Here is a 16,828-nt window from a genome sequence, read left to right on the forward strand (position 1 = left end):
TCCGGGGCTTATACTGATCCCGCTGCACCAGACCCGGCGTGGCCTTGCCCGGCCCCCCGCCGGGGGCGGAGTCAAGGGGCGGCTTGCCGCATGGGACATTTCCCAGGGTCGTGGACGATCATCAGAGGAGAGGAGCGGACGGTGTTCAAGAATCCCATTGCGAGCCTGCTCGGCAGCTCGCCATTCAAGGCGCTGCAGGAGCATATGCGGGTGGTGCTGGAGTGCGCACGGGAGGTCACTCCCCTGTTCGAGGCCCTGAGCGCGGGCGACCAGGAACGGGTGCGGGAGATCGAACAGCGCATCTTCGAGCGTGAGGCCGCCGCCGACAGCATCAAGAACCAGCTGCGCCAGCACTTGCCGAAGAGCCTGTTCATGCCCGTGGACCGGCGTGACCTGCTGGAAGTGCTGCAGATGCAGGACTCCATCGCCGATACCGCCCAGGATATCGCCGGGCTGCTGGTGGAGCGGCCCATGGAGGTGCCCGAGCCGCTGCGCGAGCCTCTGCTGGCGCTGACCCGGCGCTGCGTCGAGGTGTGCGAGCACTCGGCACGGGTCATCGAGGAGCTCGACGAGCTGCTGGAAATGGGCTTCCGCGGACGCGAGGCCGACCAGGTGGAGACCATGGTGGACGAGCTCAACCGCCTCGAGGACGAAACCGACGAACTCGGCATCCGCCTCGTGCGCAGCCTCTTCGCCCACGAGGACGAGATGAACCCGGTCTCGGTGATGATGTGGTACCAGCTCATCAACTGGATCGGCGACCTGGCCGATTACGCAGAAAAGGTGGGCGACCGGCTGCGGCTGCTCATCGCGCGCTGACGCTGCCGGCTCGGCCGACGGCCGAGGCCGCAGGGAGCGATAGCCCGCGGGGGGGTGCGTCTTCCCGCACGGAACAGACCTCACAACAACGACAATCGAGGGGTCTTCCGCAACAACGACAACATGACATAGCGGGTATGGGTGTGGATATCATCAGCAACTACGGTACGTTCTTCCTCGTGCTGGCCGTTCTGTTCGGCTTCTACATGACCTGGGGCATCGGTGCCAACGACGTGGCCAACGCCATGGGCACCTCGGTGGGCTCCGGCGCCATCACCGTCGGCCAGGCCATCCTCATCGCCGCGGTGTTCGAGTTCGCCGGGGCCTTCATTGCCGGCGGCCACGTGACCGCCACCATCCGCAAGGGCATCATCGATGCCGGGCCACTCGCCGGACATCCGGAGCTGCTGGTCTACGGCATGCTCGCCGCGCTGCTGGCGGCGGCGATCTGGCTCATGATCGCCTCCACCCGCGGCTGGCCGGTCTCCACCACCCACTCCATCGTGGGCGCCATCGTCGGCTTCGCAGTGGCCGGCATCGGCATCGACGCGGTGCAATGGGGCAAGATCGGCCAGATCGTCGCCAGCTGGGTGGTCTCCCCGGTGCTGGGCGGCCTGCTGGCCTTCCTGCTGATGTTGAGCATCCGGCGCTTCATTCTCAACACCGAGCATCCCTTCGAGAGCGCCAAGCGCTGGGGGCCCTTCTACGTCTTCCTGGTGGGGTTCATCATTGCCCTGGTGACGCTGTTCAAGGGTCTGAAGCACCTCGACCTGACCCTCTCGGTGGGCATGAGCTTCGTGCTGGCCGTGGGCATAGGGGCGGCGGTGGCGCTGGTGAGCTGGGTGCTGATCCGGCGCGTGCGCATCGATGCGGCCGCGGATCGCACCTTCCACTATGCCAGCGTGGAGAAGGTCTTCGCGCCGATGATGATCTTCACCGCCTGCGCCATGGCCTTCGCCCACGGCTCCAATGACGTGGCCAACGGCATCGGTCCCATGGCGGCGGTGGTGAGCATCGTCAAGAGCGGCGGCGAGGTGGCCCAGAAGGCCGAGCTGCCGCTGTGGATTCTGATCCTGGGCGGCGCCGGCATCGTGGTGGGGCTGGGCACCCTGGGCTATCGGGTGATGCGCACCATCGGCACCAGTATCACCGAGCTGACCCCGAGCCGGGGGTTTTGCGCCACCCTGGCCGCGGCCGCCACCGTGGTGCTCGCCTCGCGGACCGGACTGCCGGTCTCCACCACCCATATCGCGGTGGGGGCGGTGATCGGCGTGGGCCTGGCCCGGGGCATCGGTGCCATCGACCTGCGGGTGATTGGCGGCATCGTGACCTCCTGGCTGGTCACGCTGCCGGTGGGGGGCATCCTGGCGGCACTGTTCTTCTTCATCCTGAAGGGGGTGTTCGGTTGACCGTGGCCGGGGACGGCGACCACCCCGCCGACCCGGGGCGCGAACTGCTGCTGCTGCGTCATGCCAAGTCCGACTGGAACACCGGGGCGGCCACCGACTTCGACCGCCCCCTCAATGTCCGCGGCCGGCAGGATGCGCCGCGCCTGGGGAAATGGCTCTACACGGTGGGGCTGGTGCCGGATCTCGTGCTTGCCTCGCCGGCGCGGCGTGCGCGGCAGACCGCGCGCCGGGTGTGCAAGGCGCTCGGCTATCCGCGCGAGTCGATCCTGTGGGAGCCCCGCCTCTACGAGGCCGGCCCCGGCACGCTGATCGGCTGCCTGCAGGCACTGTCCGGCATGCCGCGGCGGGTGCTGCTGGTGGCGCACAACCCGGGCCTGGAGGAGCTGCTGCGCCACCTTTGCGGCGCGCTGGAGACGCCGGCCGACGGCAAGCTCCTGCCCACCGCGGCGCTGGCGCGCCTGGCGATGCCGGCGGACTGGCGGCGCCTGGAGAGCGGCTGCGCCCGCTTGCTCGGCCTGGTCAGGCCGCGCGATCTGCCGCGCTAGTGTACTGCTTCAGCAGGCGTCGAGTATCTCGGACCAGAGCGCGGCATAGGCCTGCGCCGCCGGACTGCGGCCGGCCCAGGCCCCCAGCGGCGCGCGCTGCAGCCCCATCCGTTCCACGTCGCTGGCGTAGGGAATGGCGGCTCTCAGCACCCCGGGCCGTTCCGCCGGCAGGGCCTCCATCACCTCCAGGTGGAGGCGCTTGCGCCGGTCCACCATGGAGAAGAAGGGGAGCACCCCGAGCCGCTCCAGCCCATTGTCGGCCACGAAGCGGTCCAGCTGTTCCAGGGTGCGCAGGGAGAGGATGGTGGGGATGAGCGGCACCAGCAGGACGTCGGCGGCGCGGAAGACATTCTCCGAAACCAGCGAGATGCTCGGCGGGCAGTCGAGGAACACCCGGTCGTAATCCTCCGCCAGGGGTTTCAGCAGCTTGCGCAACCGGGTGGGCTTGCGCTGCTCGTCCAGCATCAGGTCAAGGTTGCGGTAGGAGAAGTCGGCGGGGAGGAGGTCCAGGTTCTCGAAGTCGGTGCCCTTGATGAGCGCGTCCAGTTCATGCTTGCCGCGCACCAGTCCCTTGCCGCCGCCCTTGACCTTCGGCTTCACCCGGAAGTAGAAGCTGGCCGCGCCCTGGGGGTCGAGATCCCAGACCAGGGTGCGGGCGCCGTCGCGGGCCGAGAGCCAGGCCAGGTTGACCGCGGTGGCGGTCTTGCCGACCCCGCCCTTGATGTTGTAGGTGGCGAATACCTTCATGACGGCTTGTGTGCCTCCTCCCGGAACAGGCTGCGGAACAGGCGCCGGTTGGATTCGGAATCGAAGCCGGAAAAGCGCGCATGGAACTCCCTGCGCGCCAGTGCCTGACGGTGGTGGAGATTCTCCACCAGGTGGGCGATGGCTTCCAGGGTCGCGGCCGGAACCTCGCCCTCAGCCTGCATCTCCCCGGCGAAGCGCTCCAGGGTGTGGCCCTGGACTTCCAGGTCCTGGAAGTCGCCCAGGTTGTCCTGCAGCCCCTTGAGCGCCTTCACCAGGCGCCGGTACTTTTTCGCCGGATAGAGACACTGGAAGAACTCCAGCAGGTAACGGAGCTTCTTGCACGACTTGCGCAGCTCGTGCAGCGCCTCCGCCGGGGAGTCCCCGCAGATGGCGCGGCCCTCCCTGCGTACCCGCTTGTACATGTGCCGAATCCGCGCTGCCGCGAGGGTCTCGACCGGCTGGCGCGCCTCGGCGGGCGGGCGGGCCGGCTCGGTTTCGAGCCATGCGCGCCAGTCCGCGACCAGGCGGCGGAACCGCTGTGAGCGCAGCACCCGGGCGAGCCGCTGCTGCTCCAGCCGCTGGTGGGCCGCGAGAAAGTCCCGCAGCGGGGCGAGATGGGGGCGCTGCTCCGGCGGCAGGCTGTCGCGATAGCCCTCGAACTTCAGCAGGTAGACATCGAGGTCGCGGGTGGGGCTGGTCACCTGGCCGAGCCAGGCGAACCCGTTGCGGAACCGCGCGAAGCCACGTCGCGGCAGCACCCCGCCGAGCTGGCCGAGGGCGGTCCGGGTCCGGCGCACGGAGACCCGCAGGTCGTGCAGGAACTCCGGATCGGTGTCGGCGCAGCTGCCCTCGACATTGCGTTCCAGCATCTCCAGCAGGTGCAGCAGCAGCCTGCGCACGGCGGCGCCGGCTTGCAGGCCGGGTTCGAAGGCCACCCGCAACCTGGGGCTGTAGTCGCAGGGGGTGCGGCCGAGCCGGGCCAGGAGCGGCTCCAGCGGGTGGTCCGTGCGCCATTCGAACAGGTTCGAGGCCTCGAGCGCGGCGCGGGTATGGCCCAGCACGCGCCGGTAGCCCTTCACCGGGTAGAGGCGCAGCCAGTACCAGGGCCGGCCACGGGGCCGGCCCCGATCATCCAGCAGGCGCCAGGTCTCGAGCGCGGCCCGCAGCACAACCTTGCCGTTGGCGTCGATGCGCTCGAAGGGAACGACCCGGCAGCGGCAGCTCGCGCGGGGCAGCAGCGCGCGCTCCTCGGTGACGGGCTCCAGGGCCTCGCGCACGGGGCCGGGGGGCAGCGCCCGTGCGAACCGCGGGGACTCGGACAGCGTCAGCCGGCGGAGGACGCGGCCCTCGGCGGGGCGGTACCAGAACAGCCGGCAGTCGTCACTGTCGGATTCCGACTCCAGGGCCTCGCCGCGCCGGAGGAGCCGCCAGTCGAAGGTATCGAGCCAGTGCCGCGATGCGCTGAAGGCGGGAAGGGCGCGGAAACCCAGCGCACCGGTCAGCAGCCGGGCCGCGGACTGCAACGGGCCGGAGACGGACAACTGGAGGAAATCGACGGTCATCTGGGCCCTGCCATGGGCGTTGATACCAGGACGAAATGTACGTTTATAGTCTACCAGCTACAATCGACGGGTGTGTTACAGGGGGCCAGTCTCCCGTTGCCGGTCACCCGTCGCCGGTGCAGGCAGTGCCGGGGGCTTGCGGGGGTATCAACGGGGGCATTGTCCGTAGGGTCAACGGGCAACCGGGATCTGCAACGGGCAACTGGAAATGGGAGGCCGAGTGACGGAAATTCTGGGACTGTTGGTTCTGCTGGTGCTCTCGGGGCTGTTCTCCGGCTCGGAGACGGCCCTGGTGTCACTGTCGCTGGCGCGTACCGAGGCCCTGATGAAGGAGGGGCGGCGCGGCGCGCAGGCGCTCTACCGCCTCAAGCACAATCCCAGCCGCATGCTGATCACCATTCTCATCGGCAACAACGTGGTCAATATCGGTGCCTCGGCCCTGGCCACGGTCCTGGCCACGGAACGCCTGGGGCACCTGGGTCCCGGCGTGGCGGTCGGCGTGCTCACCGTGCTCATCCTCATGTTCGGAGAGATCACCCCCAAGAGCCTGGCCACCCGCTACGCCGAGCGGATCTCGCTGGCGGCGGCACCCCTGATGCTGGCTATCATGCGCCTGTGCTGGCCGCTGGTGCGGGTGTTCGAGCTCTTCACCACCTGGGTGCACCGGCGCACGGCGCTGGGGACAGAGCCGACGATCACCGAATCGGAACTGATCCACATGCTCGAGCACGGCACCGCGGAAGGCACCATCCAGTACCGGGAGCGGGAGATCATCGAGCGGGTCTTCGCCTTCAATGACTTGAAGGTGACCGATGTGATGACGCCGCGGCGGCGCATCTTCAGCCTCGCCGCCGACCTGAGCCTGGAGGCGGCCCTGCCGGAGATACTCGGGGCCTCCTACTCGCGCATTCCCGTCTACGACAACGCGCCGGAGGAGATCTGCGGCGTTCTCTACCTGCGTGACGTACTCGCCGCCGTTGCCGACCGGCAGATGGACATCACGCTGCGCTCGCTGGCACAGGAACCCCTGGCCGTCCCCCCCACGCTCAGTATCGACCAGCTGTTCACCACCCTCAGCACCGAGCAGCGCCACCTGGCGCTGGTGGTGGACGAGCTGGGCACCCTGGAAGGACTGGTGAGCCTCGAGGACCTGGTGGAGGAGCTGGTGGGGGAAATCTATGACGAGAGCGATCGGGCCCCCACCCGGCTGCTGCAGCTGGGTCCGGAGACGGTGGCGGCGGACGGCACCGCCGAGCTGCGGGAGCTGGAGCACTTCTTCGGACGGGATCTACCGGGCAAGCCCACCGACACCATCAGCTACTGGATCCTGGCCCACACCGGGCGCATCCCGGAAACCGGCGAGGAGATCACCCTGGACGGGCTCCAGGTGCAGGTGGAAAAGGCCTCGCCCCGGCGCATCCACCGGCTGCGCATCAGCGGCCGGCGCAGTACGGCCGATTGACGGCTTCCGCCGCCTCCGGTTTATCCTGCGGGAAACGGAAAACCGTTTTCTGACCACCCGTCACTCTTCTCCCTCGTCATCCTCCTCGACGACGACGGTCTTGGCGAGGCGCTTGGCGAAGTAGTAGATGCGCTTGAGCTTCTCGATGACATCCACCTCCATGCGGTAGGCCGGCAGGCGGTTGGGCTCCGTCGCCACCAGCCGGTGCACTTCATGCCGGGACGCGGAGCCCACCAGCCGGTTGAATTCACGCTTGCGGGCGATGACCGCCGCGGCCGCCTCGGGATCCCGATCGGCCACCGCGCGCAGGGCGGTGGTCACCGTCTCCGCCACCACCGCGTGCAGTCCCGTCAGCACCTCCTGGGTGGCGCGGCTGATGTGCAGGCCCACCTGCAGGCGCTTTTCCCCCAGGGCCACCAGGTCGGTCTCGATGACATCGCCGATGTTCTCGAGATCGTTGGCCGCCTCCATGAGATGCATGAAGTCGCGGGTCTGGTCGTTGGTGAGGGAGCGCTTGCTGATCTGCCCCAGGTAGGTGACGACGGCGCCGTGGAGGGTGTCCACCGCGTCGTCCATGCCCGCCACCCGGCGCAGGGAGGCGCGGCTGCCGGTGAGCAGCGCCGGCAGCATCTGGTCCAGCATCGCCTGCACATGCTGGCCCATGTGGCCGATTTCCAGCCGGACCCCGTCGAGCGCCAGGGAGGGGGTGGAGAGCAGCTCGCTGTCGAGATAGCGGGCGCGCACCACCTCCTCCTCCTGCAGCGGGCGGTCCGGGACCACCCACTCGCAGAACCGGGCGAAGAAGCTGGCCGCGGGGAGGAACAGCAGTGCCAGGCCGACATTGAACAGCGTATGGGCGTTGGCGATCTGGCGCGGGGTCTCCGCCGCCAGGCGCTCCAGGCCCGCGAGATCATCCGCCGCCGGCGAGACGGAGCGCACCAGTTGCGCCAGCTCCGGAATGAAACCCACCACCAGCAGCACCCCCGCCACCTTGAAGGTGACGTGGGCCACCGCCACCCGCACCGCCTCGCGGGGCTTGCCGATGGCCGCGAGCCCGGCGGTCATGCAGGTGCCGATGTTGGCGCCCAGGGCCAGGGCGATGCCCGCCTCGAGATTCACCAGCCCCTGGGTGGCCATGGCGATGACCACGCCCATGGTGGCGGAGGAGGATTGCACCAGGCCGGTGAAGAGCGTGGCGGCGAGAATGCCGTACAGGGGGTGCGAGAAGCCCTGCATCAGGGCGATGAAGGGCTCGTAGTCGCGCAGCGGCCGCATGCCGTCGCTCATCAGCCCCATGCCGAAGAAGATGAGGCCGAGCCCCATGGTGAGCTGGCCGTACTGGCGCAATGCCTCCGCGCGGCCGGCAAAATTCATCAGGAAGCCCGCCGCCACCAGCAGCAGAGCGTAGCGGGTGACCTTGAAGGCCACGATCTGGGCGGTGATGGTGGTGCCGATGTCCGCGCCGAGGATGACGCCCACGGCCTGGGACAGGGACATCAGTCCGGCGGAGACGAAGCCCACCAGCATCACCGTGGTGACCGAGGAGGACTGGATGATGGCGGTGATGGCCGCACCGGTGAACAGTCCCATCACCCGGTTGCCCGTGAGCCGTGCCAGCAGCACCTTGAGGCCGTCGCCGGCCACGGCCTTGAGCGCCTCGGCCATCTGCTCCATGCCGAACAGGAACAGGGCCAGGCCGCCCAGGAGCTGCATGCTCATCTGCCACCAGTCCAGGCTCGCCTCCGTGGCCGCGCCCAGGGCCGGTGAGGCAGCGATCGCCAGCAGGAGTGCCGCGAGGGCTTCAGGTTTCCGCATCCGTGCCTTCCGGGGCCTCTTCGGCGGGTGGTTCGGGCAGGGGGGCGGGCTGTTTCACCAGCACCACCGGCACCGGGCACAGGCGTACCACCTGTTCGGCCTTGGAGCCGAGCAGCGCATCGGCCAGGCAGCTGCGGCCCTGGCTGCCCATCACCACCAGCCGTGGCCGCAGCTTCTCCACCAGTTCGAGAATGCGGGTGACCGGAAGCCCCGTGACCAGTTCGGTGTGCAGCCGTTCCACCACCGGGTCCCCGGGGTGGGTGGCGGCGAAACGCTCGAGGAAGTTGTTCAGGACCTCGCCGGCGAGGTCCTCGAGCTTGCGCAGCCGGGGGGTGCTGTCGCCGAGGGCGCGGGTGTAGTAGCCGGGGGCCTCGGCCGGGTCGTGGACCACGTGCAGAACCACCAGCGGCGCCCTGAGCGCCGCCGCCAGCTCGCAGCCGAGCTCCAGTGCCGCCGCGGAGTGGGGCGAGAAATCCACCGGCACCAGGATCGGTGCCTCCGAATGCTCCTCTGCCATCTGCGCATCCTCCCTGGTCGGGGTCCCCCCCCATACCCTGGCCGGACCGTCCGCTGGGGAGACGGCCCGGTCAGGCTACTGCGCCGGTCAGGACTGGACGCGGCGCTGGAAGTGGCTCACAAGCTTGCGGCGCACTTTCTTCTGTTTATGCTTGACGGCCGCGGCCAGGCGGCGCTGGGCGACACCGATCAGCAGCTCCTGGCAACTCTTGGCATCCTGGCCCGGCGCCGGCTGGCGCTGCACGTAGGAACCATCGGGCTGCATCTCCCAGGCGCTGCGGCGGTCGCTCAGCTGCACGTCGAGAATCAGCCGCAGCTCCTGGCGCAGATCGATGTCCTCCACCGGCGCCACCACCTCCACCCGGCTCTCCAGGTTGCGCTTCATCAGGTCGGCCGAGCCGATGTAGTACTCCTCGGCGCCGCCGTTGCGGAAGTAGTAGATGCGGCCGTGCTCCAGGAACCGGCCGACGATGCTGATGACCTGGGCGCTTTCGGTCAGTCCCGGCAGGCCGGGGCGGAAGCGGCAGGTGTCGCGCACGATGAGATCCACCTTCACCCCGGCCTGGGCCGCGCGGTAGAGGGCGCGGGTGATGTCCGCGTCCTCCAGGGCGTTCATCTTGAACTGGATGTGGCCCGGGCTCTCCTCGGAGTGGCTGCTGATTTCGCGCTCGATCTTCTCCAGCAGCGTCTTCTTCAGGGTGTAGGGCGCGGCGAGGATCTTGCGGTAGCTGGGCGGCGGCGAGTAGCCGGTGAGGAAGTTGAACAGCTCGGTGAGATCCTGGCCGATGTCGTTGTCGCCGGTGAGCAGCCCCAGGTCGGTGTAGAGCCGGGCCGTGCCGGCGTGGTAGTTGCCGGTGCCGATGTGGGCGTAGCGGCGCAGGCCGTTGTAGTCGCGGCGCACCACCAGGATGATCTTGCTGTGGGTCTTCAGCCCCACCACGCCGTAGGTGACGTGGATGCCGGCCTCCTCCAGCCGCTTGGCCCAGTTGATGTTGGCCTGCTCGTCGAAACGCGCCTTGAGCTCCACCAGCACCGCCACCTGCTTGCCGTTGCGGGCGGCGTTCACCAGCGATTCGATCACCTTGCCCTCGCCCGAGGTGCGGTAGAGGGTCATCTTGATGGCCAGCACCTTGGGATCGTTGCTGGCGCTGCGCAGGAACCGCTCCACCGAGGTGCTGAAGGACTCGTAGGGGTGCTGCAGCAGGATCGGACCGCCATCGCGGATGATGTGGAAGATGTTGCGCTTGTCGTGGGCCAGCCGCGGATGATCGATGGGGTAGTGGGGCGGATCGTGCAGCTCGGTGGACTCGAGGCCCGCGATCTCGAACATGTCGCGCATGGCCATCATGCCCTCGATTTCGAACACGTCCGCCTCCTCGTCGAGGCCCAGTTCGGCGGCGAGCATGCCCCGGTGGACCGGGTTCATGTCCTTCTGCACCTCCAGGCGCACGATGGGCGCGAAGTGGCGCTCGCGCAGCTCGGTCTCGATCATCTCCAGCAGGTCGTCGGCCTGCTCCTCGTCGAGCTCCACGTTGGCGTTGCGGGTGACCCGGAACAGCTCGCAGGAGACGATCTCCATGCCGGGGAAGAGCAGGTCGAGGTTGTTCGACACCACCTCCTCCAGGAGGACGAAGGTGTTCTCGCCGCCCACCCGGAGCAGCCGCGGCGCGATGCCCCGGATGGCCGGCACCTTGATGCGCGCCATGTGCAGCACGTTGTCGGTGTCGCCGCTGTGACGCAGGGTGACCAGCAGGTTCATCGCCAGGTTGGAGATGAAGGGGAAGGGGTGCCCCGGGTCCATGGCGAGGGGCGTCAGGAGCGGAAAGATGTTGGTGACGAACTCCTGTCGCACCAGCTCGCGCTGGGCCGGCTCGAGCTGCTCGTAGCGCAGCAGCCGGATGCCCTGCTCGGCCAGCAGTTCCAGCACCCGGTGGTAGGCGGCCCGCTTGCGCAGGGTGAGCTCGCGGATGAAGGCGTGGGCATCGGTGATCTGCTGCGCCGGGGTGCGTCCGTCGACGGTGGTTTCGTTGCGTCCCGCGGCCACCAGCTGCTTGAGGCCGCCGATGCGCTTCATGAAGAACTCGTCCAGGTTGCCGCTGACGATGGCGATGAACTTGACCCGCTCCAGCAGCGGGGTCCGGTCGTCTTCGGCCTCGTGCAGCACGCGCTGGTTGAAGGCGAGCCAGGTGAGCTCGCGGTTGAGATAGAGCTCGGAGCTGCCCAGGTCGTACTTGGGCTTCGCCTTTGCCCGCGGGCGGCGTTTGGGCTGGGTGGTCGCGGCCGGGTTCCGGGGCGCGCTGTGGGTGTCACTCATCGGGGTTCACCATCGGGGCTGTCGATGCGGGGAACATAATGAAAATGATAGTACCACGCGGCCCCGTGGGCGTGAGCCGGGCGCCGCGGACGGTAACAATCTTCAACCCGGGATGCGCGGACAGGGGCGGGGCGGTTGCCCGCGGGCGGTCCCGACCGGACGGGTTGTCGCCGTGAGGCCGCCGTCGGTGGGGGCGGTGCGGATGAATCGGGCGGCGTCGGACCCGGTGCCGGTCAGCTGGCCGGGATGCCGTTGACGGCCGTCACCCGCAGGGTGAAGAAGCTGCCGTCGGCGTCGCGGTGGGTGATCTTGACCGGCAGGTAGGCGAGCTTCTCGGCGCACCAGATGGTGGTCACGCGCCCCTTGCGGTCCTTCTGGCGCTGGACCTTGACCGTGCGCAGATCGCCGAGCTCGGTCTGCAGCGTCTCCATGCCCTGGAAATCCACCTGGTAGACCTTGAGCTTGCCGCCGTCGGCCACGTGGTAGGAAAGGTCCCGCCGGCCGTGGCTCAGGTCGAGCATCAGGGCCAGCTGGTAGCCGAGCTTGTCCTGGGTGCCCTGGGGGATCTCCATGGTCCAGGGCTCGTTCTCCACCCGGTTGAGGACCTTGCCGGCGGCCCAGTCGAAGCGCAGGTCGGCCTCGCGTTCGCGCTTGCTCCCGGTGTGCTGGTAGGTGTAGCGCAGGGGCTGGATCTGGCCTTCGCGGCCGTAGACCCACTGGCTGGTCTCGCGGATGCGGTCGTCGCGGAACAGGGCGAGGACACCGATGGGGCGGGTGAAGGACTCGTACATGTAGTGCTCGCCCTCGCGGTGCAGGCGTACCTGCAGCTCCGCCACGTCGAGGCCGTTGAGCGACAGGGTGTAGTCGGCCTCGAACTCGGGCAGGGGGGCGTGGGCGGCCGCCAGGGGCAGGGACACGGCCAGCAGGGCGCAGGCCGTCAGCAGCAGACCCCGTGTCCGCCCCCGGCGCCGGCTCATGGTGCCGCCGCCTCTGCCGCTTCGGGATTGTACTCGTGTCCGCCGGGCCCCAGGGGCGCCCCGTCCAGCCACACCCGTCCGCCGTTCAGCCGCAGCCGGCCCTCGGCGAACCAGCGGATGGCCAGCGGGTAGATGCGGTGCTCCTGGGCCAGGACCCGGGCAGCCAGTGCCTCCGCATCGTCACCGGGCAGCACCGGCACACGCGCCTGCACGATGACGGGGCCGGAGTCCAGCTCCGGGGTCACGAAGTGCACGCTGGCGCCGTGCTCCCGGACCTCGGCCTCCAGCGCCCGGCGGTGGGTATGCAGGCCACGGAACGCCGGGAGCAGGGAGGGGTGGATGTTGAGCATGCGACCGCTGTAATGGGCCACCAGCTCCGGGGTGAGGATGCGCATGAAGCCCGCCAGCACCACCAGCCCCGGATCGAAGCGGTCGATGAGCTCCACCAGGAGCCGGTCGTAGGTCTCGCGGTCCGGGGCCTCGCGGTGATCCAGCACCTCGGTATGGATGCCGCCGCGGCGGGCGCGCTCCAGGCCGAAGGCATCGGCGCGGTTGCTGATGACCGCCCTGATCTCCACCGGCAGCGCGCCGGCCGCGGCGGCGTCGATGATGGACTGCAGGTTCGTGCCGCCACCGGAAATGAGGACCACGATGGGCAGGGGCGCGCCTGGTTTCACAGCTCGGCGCCCTCCAGCACCACCCGCGGGCCGGTGCCGTCATGGGCCTCGATGGCGCCGATGATCCAGGCCTGTTCACCGGCTTCCCGGAGATGCTCGATGGCTGCGTCAGCCTGGTCGGCCGGGACGCACAGGACCATGCCCACGCCGCAGTTGAAGGTGCGGTAGAGCTCCGCGTCGGGGATGTCGCCCTGCTCCTGGAGCCAGTCGAAGATCTGCGGCCGGGGCCAGGCGCCGGTGTCGATGACCGCCCGGGTTCCCTCCGCCAGCACGCGCGGCAGGTTCTCGGGCAGGCCGCCGCCGGTGATGTGGGCCATGGAGCGCACATCGACCCGCTCCAGGAGGGAGAGCAGCGGCTTGACGTAGATGCGGGTGGGTTCCATCAGCGTCTGGCCCAGGGTGCGCCCGTGGAAGGTCGCCTCGAGGCTGGCGCCACTGACCTCGAGCACCTTGCGGATCAGCGAGTAGCCGTTGGAATGGGGGCCCGAGGAGGCCAGTCCGACCAGCACGTCGCCGGCCGCGACACGGCTGCCGTCGATGATCCGTTCCTTCTCCACCACGCCGACGCAGAAGCCGGCCAGGTCGTAGTCGCCCACGGCATACATGCCTGGCATCTCCGCGGTCTCGCCCCCCACCAGCGCGGCGCCCGCCTGCTCGCAGCCGCGGCCGATGCCGGTGACCACGGCCGCCGCCACCTCCACCTCGAGCCGGCCGGTGGCATAATAATCGAGGAAGAACAGCGGCTCGGCGCCGAGCACCACCAGGTCGTTGACGCACATGGCCACCAGGTCGATGCCCACCGTGTCGTGGTGCTGCAGCGCCAGGGCCAGCTTCAGCTTGGTACCCACGCCGTCGGTGGCGGAAACCAGCACCGGCTGGCGGTAGCGGTCCAGGGGCAGTTCGAACAGGGCGCCGAAGCCGCCGAGCCCGCCCATGACCCCGGGCCGCCGGGTACGCTCGGTGACCGACTTGATGCGTTCCACCAGGGTGTTGCCGGCGTCGATGTCCACTCCGGCGTCGCGGTAGCTCAGGCCGGTCCTGGTGTGAGAGGGGTTGGAATCGGATTTCAAGGACGTGCTCCGGATCTCATGGGGTTGCGGTGGCAGGGACGGGGTCGAAAAGTGAATTTTACAGCCCTTAAACCTGACAAAGCCACCTCCGGGGCTCCGGGGCGGCGTGCCCGCGGGATGTGGCCGCGCGGGCGGGGTCGCCCGGTCCGGGGGAAGGCAACGGGGTGGACGGGATTCCCCGGCCGCATTCACCCCGGTGTCGCCGGCGCTTGATGTAGAATAACCACACCGGCGGTGTCGACCCGCCGGCGTGTACACGCCGGGAACCGCCGGGCACCGGTCGGGGGTTGTCCCCGGGCGGCGATGGCCACCGGGTCGGGCGCGGGGGGCGGACGCCCCGGCCTTGACTTCACCACGGTGCTTGCCTAGTGTGCGGCGGCGGTGAAACCATGGCTGCCCCAGTGGCTGGCGGCATGGCCGCCGGCGCCGCAGCCGCAGCGCCCGGCCCGCGGGTCTCTGACCACTACACTGCCACGCGGTGAGCGCCCCTGGCCTCGATCCGGCGTGCGATCCCGGCCGGGGGGTACCGGCTGCACATTACCGGAAGGATGGCGGCTTTCCTCATGTACAGACTCCTGGTGACCACGCTGCTGCTGTTCGCCCTGGCACCCGGATTGCGGGCGGCGGAGGCGCAGCGTCTCTACGAGGCCGCCGTCCCGGTGGCCGGCCAGACGGCGGAGGAGCGCCTGCCGGCGCTGCGCGAGGCCCTGCGCGCGGTGGCCGTGAAGGTGACCGGCCAACGCGGCGTGGCCGCTGATCCGGCCCTGGCGCCGGTGCTGGAGGCGGCCGAAACCCATGTGCAGCAGTACCGCTACGAGTCCGCCGGCGAGGGCGCCGAGCCCGCGCTGCGCCTCTGGGTCCGGTTCAACCCGGCCGGCGTGGAATCCGCGCTGCGCGCCGCCGGCCTGCCTGTCTGGGGCCGCGAACGCCCCCTGACGCTCATGTGGGTCGTGGTGGACGACGGGCGCAACCGGTTGCTCGTGTCCGAATCGGAGCCCCCCGCCGCGGCGGCGGCGATCAACGGCCAGGCCCGGGTCCGGGCGCTGCCGATGCTGCTTCCCCTGCTCGACCTGGAGGATCGGAGCGCCGTTTCGGCGAGCGACGTCTGGGGCCGGTTCCAGGATGTCATCCTTGCCGGGTCCGGGCGCTATGGTGCCGACGCGGTGGTGGCGGGACGCGCCTATCGCACCCGTGAAGGCGGCTGGCGTGGTGACTGGAGCCTGTTTGCCGGCGGTGCCGTGGCGGCGACCTGGGACAGCCGCGGCGAGACGCAGGCGGCGGTTCTCGCCGCCGCCGTGGACCGCGCGGCCGACACCCTGGCCGGGCAGGTCGGCCCCTCCATGGCCAGGGGACCGGGTGATTCCGTGCCGGGAGCGGAGGTTCAGCCCGGCGGGCAGCGGATGACCGTGATCGGCCTGGAGCGTTACGAGGACTATGGCCGCCTGTTGCGGACGCTCGAGTCGCTCCCGGTGGTCAAGTCGGTGCAGGTCACCGGTGCGGGTCCCGACCGGCTGGAACTGCGCCTGGAGCTGCTGGGAACGCGGATGGACCTGGAGCGCGCCGTGAGCCTGGAGCGGATGCTGGCGCCGGAGGCCGGGATGGCCGCGTCCGAGGACGGGGGGCTTACCTATCGATGGGTGCGCTGAGGGCGCGTGACATTCCCAACCTGATAACCCTGCTGCGTATCGCCCTGGTACTGCCGGTGGTGTGGGCGCTGCTGCGGGAACGCTATCCGCTCGCCCTGTGGCTGTTCGCCGTCGCGGGCATCTCCGACGGGCTCGACGGATTCCTGGCCAAGCACTTCCACTGGACCAGCCGTCTGGGCGCCATCCTCGATCCCATCGCCGACAAGTTGCTGCTCGTCTCCTGCTATCTCTGCCTGGGCTGGCTGGAGGTGCTTCCCCTGTGGCTGGTAGGGGTCGTGCTGGGACGGGACCTGTTCATACTCGCCGGCGCCACCGCCTACCATTTCCTCATCGGCCACTATGATCCCGCACCCACCTGGATCAGCAAGACCAACACCTTCGCCCAGATCGTGCTGGTTATCGTGGTGGTGCTGCAGCAGGCGGCAGAGCCCTTCTCAACCCACTTCGTGCTGTGGCTGATCTACACGGTCCTGGCCACCACCGTCACCAGCGGTGTGGACTATGTCTGGACCTGGGGGCGGATGGCCTGGGTGAACCGTTCATGATCCCGGGCGCCCCGGCCGGGCGGTTGGCATGAGCGTACAGCTGCCCCTGTCGCTGCGCCTGCGCGACGACGCCACCTTCGAGAATTTCCTTCCCGGCGCCAACGGGGCGCTGGTGGCGGCGGTGCGGGCGAGCGCCGCCGGCACGGGGGATCGCTTCCTCTGCTTCTGGGGGCCGCCCGGCAGTGGCCGGACCCATCTCCTGCAGGCCGCCTGTCACCTGGCCGGCGGCCTCGACCTGCCGGCGGCCTATCTGCCGCTGGGGGAGGCGCTGCTCGCCCCCGCGGTGCTGGAGGGGCTGGAGTCGCTGGCGCTGGTGTGCCTGGACGATCTGGACCGGGTGGCGGGAACGGCGGAATGGGAAACCGCCCTGTTCCACTTCTACAACCGGGCCCGGGAGGCAGGCACGGTGCTGCTGGTGGCGGCCGGGACGCCTCCGGGCGGCCTCGGCATCCGCCTCGCCGATCTGCGCAGCCGGCTGGCATGGGGTCCGGTCTACCAGCTCCGGCCCCTCGACGACGGGGGTAGGCTGGCGCTGTTGCGGCTGCGCGCCCAGGCCCGCGGGCTGGAGCTCGAGGACGGCGTGGCCGCCTACCTGCTGCGCCGCTGCGCGCGGGATCCCCGGGACCTGATGGAACTGCTGGAAACCCTCGACCGGGCCTCCCTGGTCAATCAGCGGCGTCTCACCATCCCCTTCGTCAAGTCGGTGCTGGGGCTATGAGCGCCC

15 protein-coding genes are annotated in these 16,828 nt (G+C 69.4%); 7 read left to right on the top strand and 8 right to left on the bottom strand.

What is annotated here, in order from left to right:
* Window positions 1–141: 141 nt before the first annotated feature.
* From DFQ59_RS13950 to DFQ59_RS13960, 3 genes are all read left to right on the top strand, one after another.
* A complete protein-coding gene (locus DFQ59_RS13950) occupies window positions 142–819 on the top strand; it encodes a TIGR00153 family protein (RefSeq protein ID WP_245937283.1) in 678 nt (225 codons plus the stop codon).
* A gap of 137 nt (window positions 820–956) precedes the next feature.
* Window positions 957–2,228 carry an inorganic phosphate transporter gene (locus DFQ59_RS13955; protein ID WP_170142162.1) on the top strand — a complete coding sequence of 424 codons (1,272 nt, stop codon included), beginning with the start codon at window positions 957–959 and terminating at the stop codon, window positions 2,226–2,228.
* A gap of 2 nt (window positions 2,229–2,230) precedes the next feature.
* Entirely contained in the window at window positions 2,231–2,773 is a 543-nt protein-coding gene (locus DFQ59_RS13960) for a histidine phosphatase family protein (RefSeq protein WP_114280391.1), read from the top strand.
* Window positions 2,774–2,782: 9 nt separating this feature from the next.
* Here DFQ59_RS13960 and DFQ59_RS13965 read toward each other — a convergent pair whose 3' ends face one another.
* Together DFQ59_RS13965 and DFQ59_RS13970 are read right to left on the bottom strand one after the other, a co-directional pair.
* Entirely contained in the window at window positions 2,783–3,520 is a 738-nt protein-coding gene (locus DFQ59_RS13965; RefSeq protein WP_114280322.1) for a ParA family protein, read from the bottom strand.
* Window positions 3,517–5,082, bottom strand: coding sequence for a CHAD domain-containing protein (locus tag DFQ59_RS13970; protein WP_114280323.1), 1,566 nt, complete (start codon window positions 5,080–5,082; stop codon window positions 3,517–3,519). Before DFQ59_RS13970 ends, DFQ59_RS13965 begins: the two co-directional genes overlap by 4 nt.
* Before the next feature lie 220 nt (window positions 5,083–5,302).
* Here DFQ59_RS13970 and DFQ59_RS13975 point away from each other — a divergent pair, with 220 nt between their 5' ends.
* A complete protein-coding gene (locus DFQ59_RS13975; RefSeq protein WP_170142163.1) occupies window positions 5,303–6,544 on the top strand; it encodes a hemolysin family protein in 1,242 nt (413 codons plus the stop codon).
* Between the two features lie 60 nt (window positions 6,545–6,604).
* Here DFQ59_RS13975 and DFQ59_RS13980 read toward each other — a convergent pair whose 3' ends face one another.
* The 6 genes from DFQ59_RS13980 to purM form a co-directional block, all read right to left on the bottom strand.
* The gene (locus DFQ59_RS13980; protein ID WP_114280325.1) at window positions 6,605–8,359 is read right to left on the bottom strand and encodes a Na/Pi cotransporter family protein; all 1,755 of its coding nucleotides are present in this window, start codon (window positions 8,357–8,359) and stop codon (window positions 6,605–6,607) included.
* A complete protein-coding gene (locus DFQ59_RS13985) occupies window positions 8,346–8,876 on the bottom strand; it encodes a universal stress protein (RefSeq protein ID WP_114280326.1) in 531 nt (176 codons plus the stop codon). Before DFQ59_RS13985 ends, DFQ59_RS13980 begins: the two co-directional genes overlap by 14 nt.
* A gap of 87 nt (window positions 8,877–8,963) precedes the next feature.
* Complete coding sequence (gene ppk1 / locus DFQ59_RS13990) at window positions 8,964–11,189, bottom strand: polyphosphate kinase 1 (RefSeq protein ID WP_114280327.1); 2,226 nt, start codon at window positions 11,187–11,189, stop codon at window positions 8,964–8,966.
* Window positions 11,190–11,422: 233 nt separating this feature from the next.
* Complete coding sequence (locus DFQ59_RS13995; RefSeq protein WP_114280328.1) at window positions 11,423–12,166, bottom strand: DUF3108 domain-containing protein; 744 nt, start codon at window positions 12,164–12,166, stop codon at window positions 11,423–11,425.
* Window positions 12,163–12,843 carry a phosphoribosylglycinamide formyltransferase gene (gene purN / locus DFQ59_RS14000; RefSeq protein ID WP_114280329.1) on the bottom strand — a complete coding sequence of 227 codons (681 nt, stop codon included), beginning with the start codon at window positions 12,841–12,843 and terminating at the stop codon, window positions 12,163–12,165. The genes DFQ59_RS13995 and purN overlap by 4 nt, the downstream gene beginning before the upstream one ends.
* Window positions 12,840–13,913 carry a phosphoribosylformylglycinamidine cyclo-ligase gene (purM, locus tag DFQ59_RS14005; protein ID WP_114280330.1) on the bottom strand — a complete coding sequence of 358 codons (1,074 nt, stop codon included), beginning with the start codon at window positions 13,911–13,913 and terminating at the stop codon, window positions 12,840–12,842. The genes purN and purM overlap by 4 nt, the downstream gene beginning before the upstream one ends.
* 563 nt (window positions 13,914–14,476) lie before the next feature.
* Here purM and DFQ59_RS14010 point away from each other — a divergent pair.
* From DFQ59_RS14010 to hda, 3 genes are read left to right on the top strand one after another with little or no spacing between them, the layout of a single operon-like run.
* Window positions 14,477–15,559, top strand: a complete 1,083-nt coding sequence (locus DFQ59_RS14010) for a DUF2066 domain-containing protein (RefSeq protein ID WP_170142164.1) — start codon at window positions 14,477–14,479, stop codon at window positions 15,557–15,559.
* Window positions 15,547–16,104, top strand: a complete 558-nt coding sequence (locus DFQ59_RS14015) for a CDP-alcohol phosphatidyltransferase family protein (RefSeq protein WP_342768452.1) — start codon at window positions 15,547–15,549, stop codon at window positions 16,102–16,104. Before DFQ59_RS14010 ends, DFQ59_RS14015 begins: the two co-directional genes overlap by 13 nt.
* A gap of 28 nt (window positions 16,105–16,132) precedes the next feature.
* A complete protein-coding gene (gene hda, locus DFQ59_RS14020; RefSeq protein WP_114280332.1) occupies window positions 16,133–16,822 on the top strand; it encodes a DnaA regulatory inactivator Hda in 690 nt (229 codons plus the stop codon).
* The last annotated feature ends 6 nt before the right edge of the window (window positions 16,823–16,828 follow it).

Origin of the sequence: Thioalbus denitrificans (assembly GCF_003337735.1) — a bacterium.
GTDB lineage: Bacteria > Pseudomonadota > Gammaproteobacteria > DSM-26407 > DSM-26407 > Thioalbus > Thioalbus denitrificans.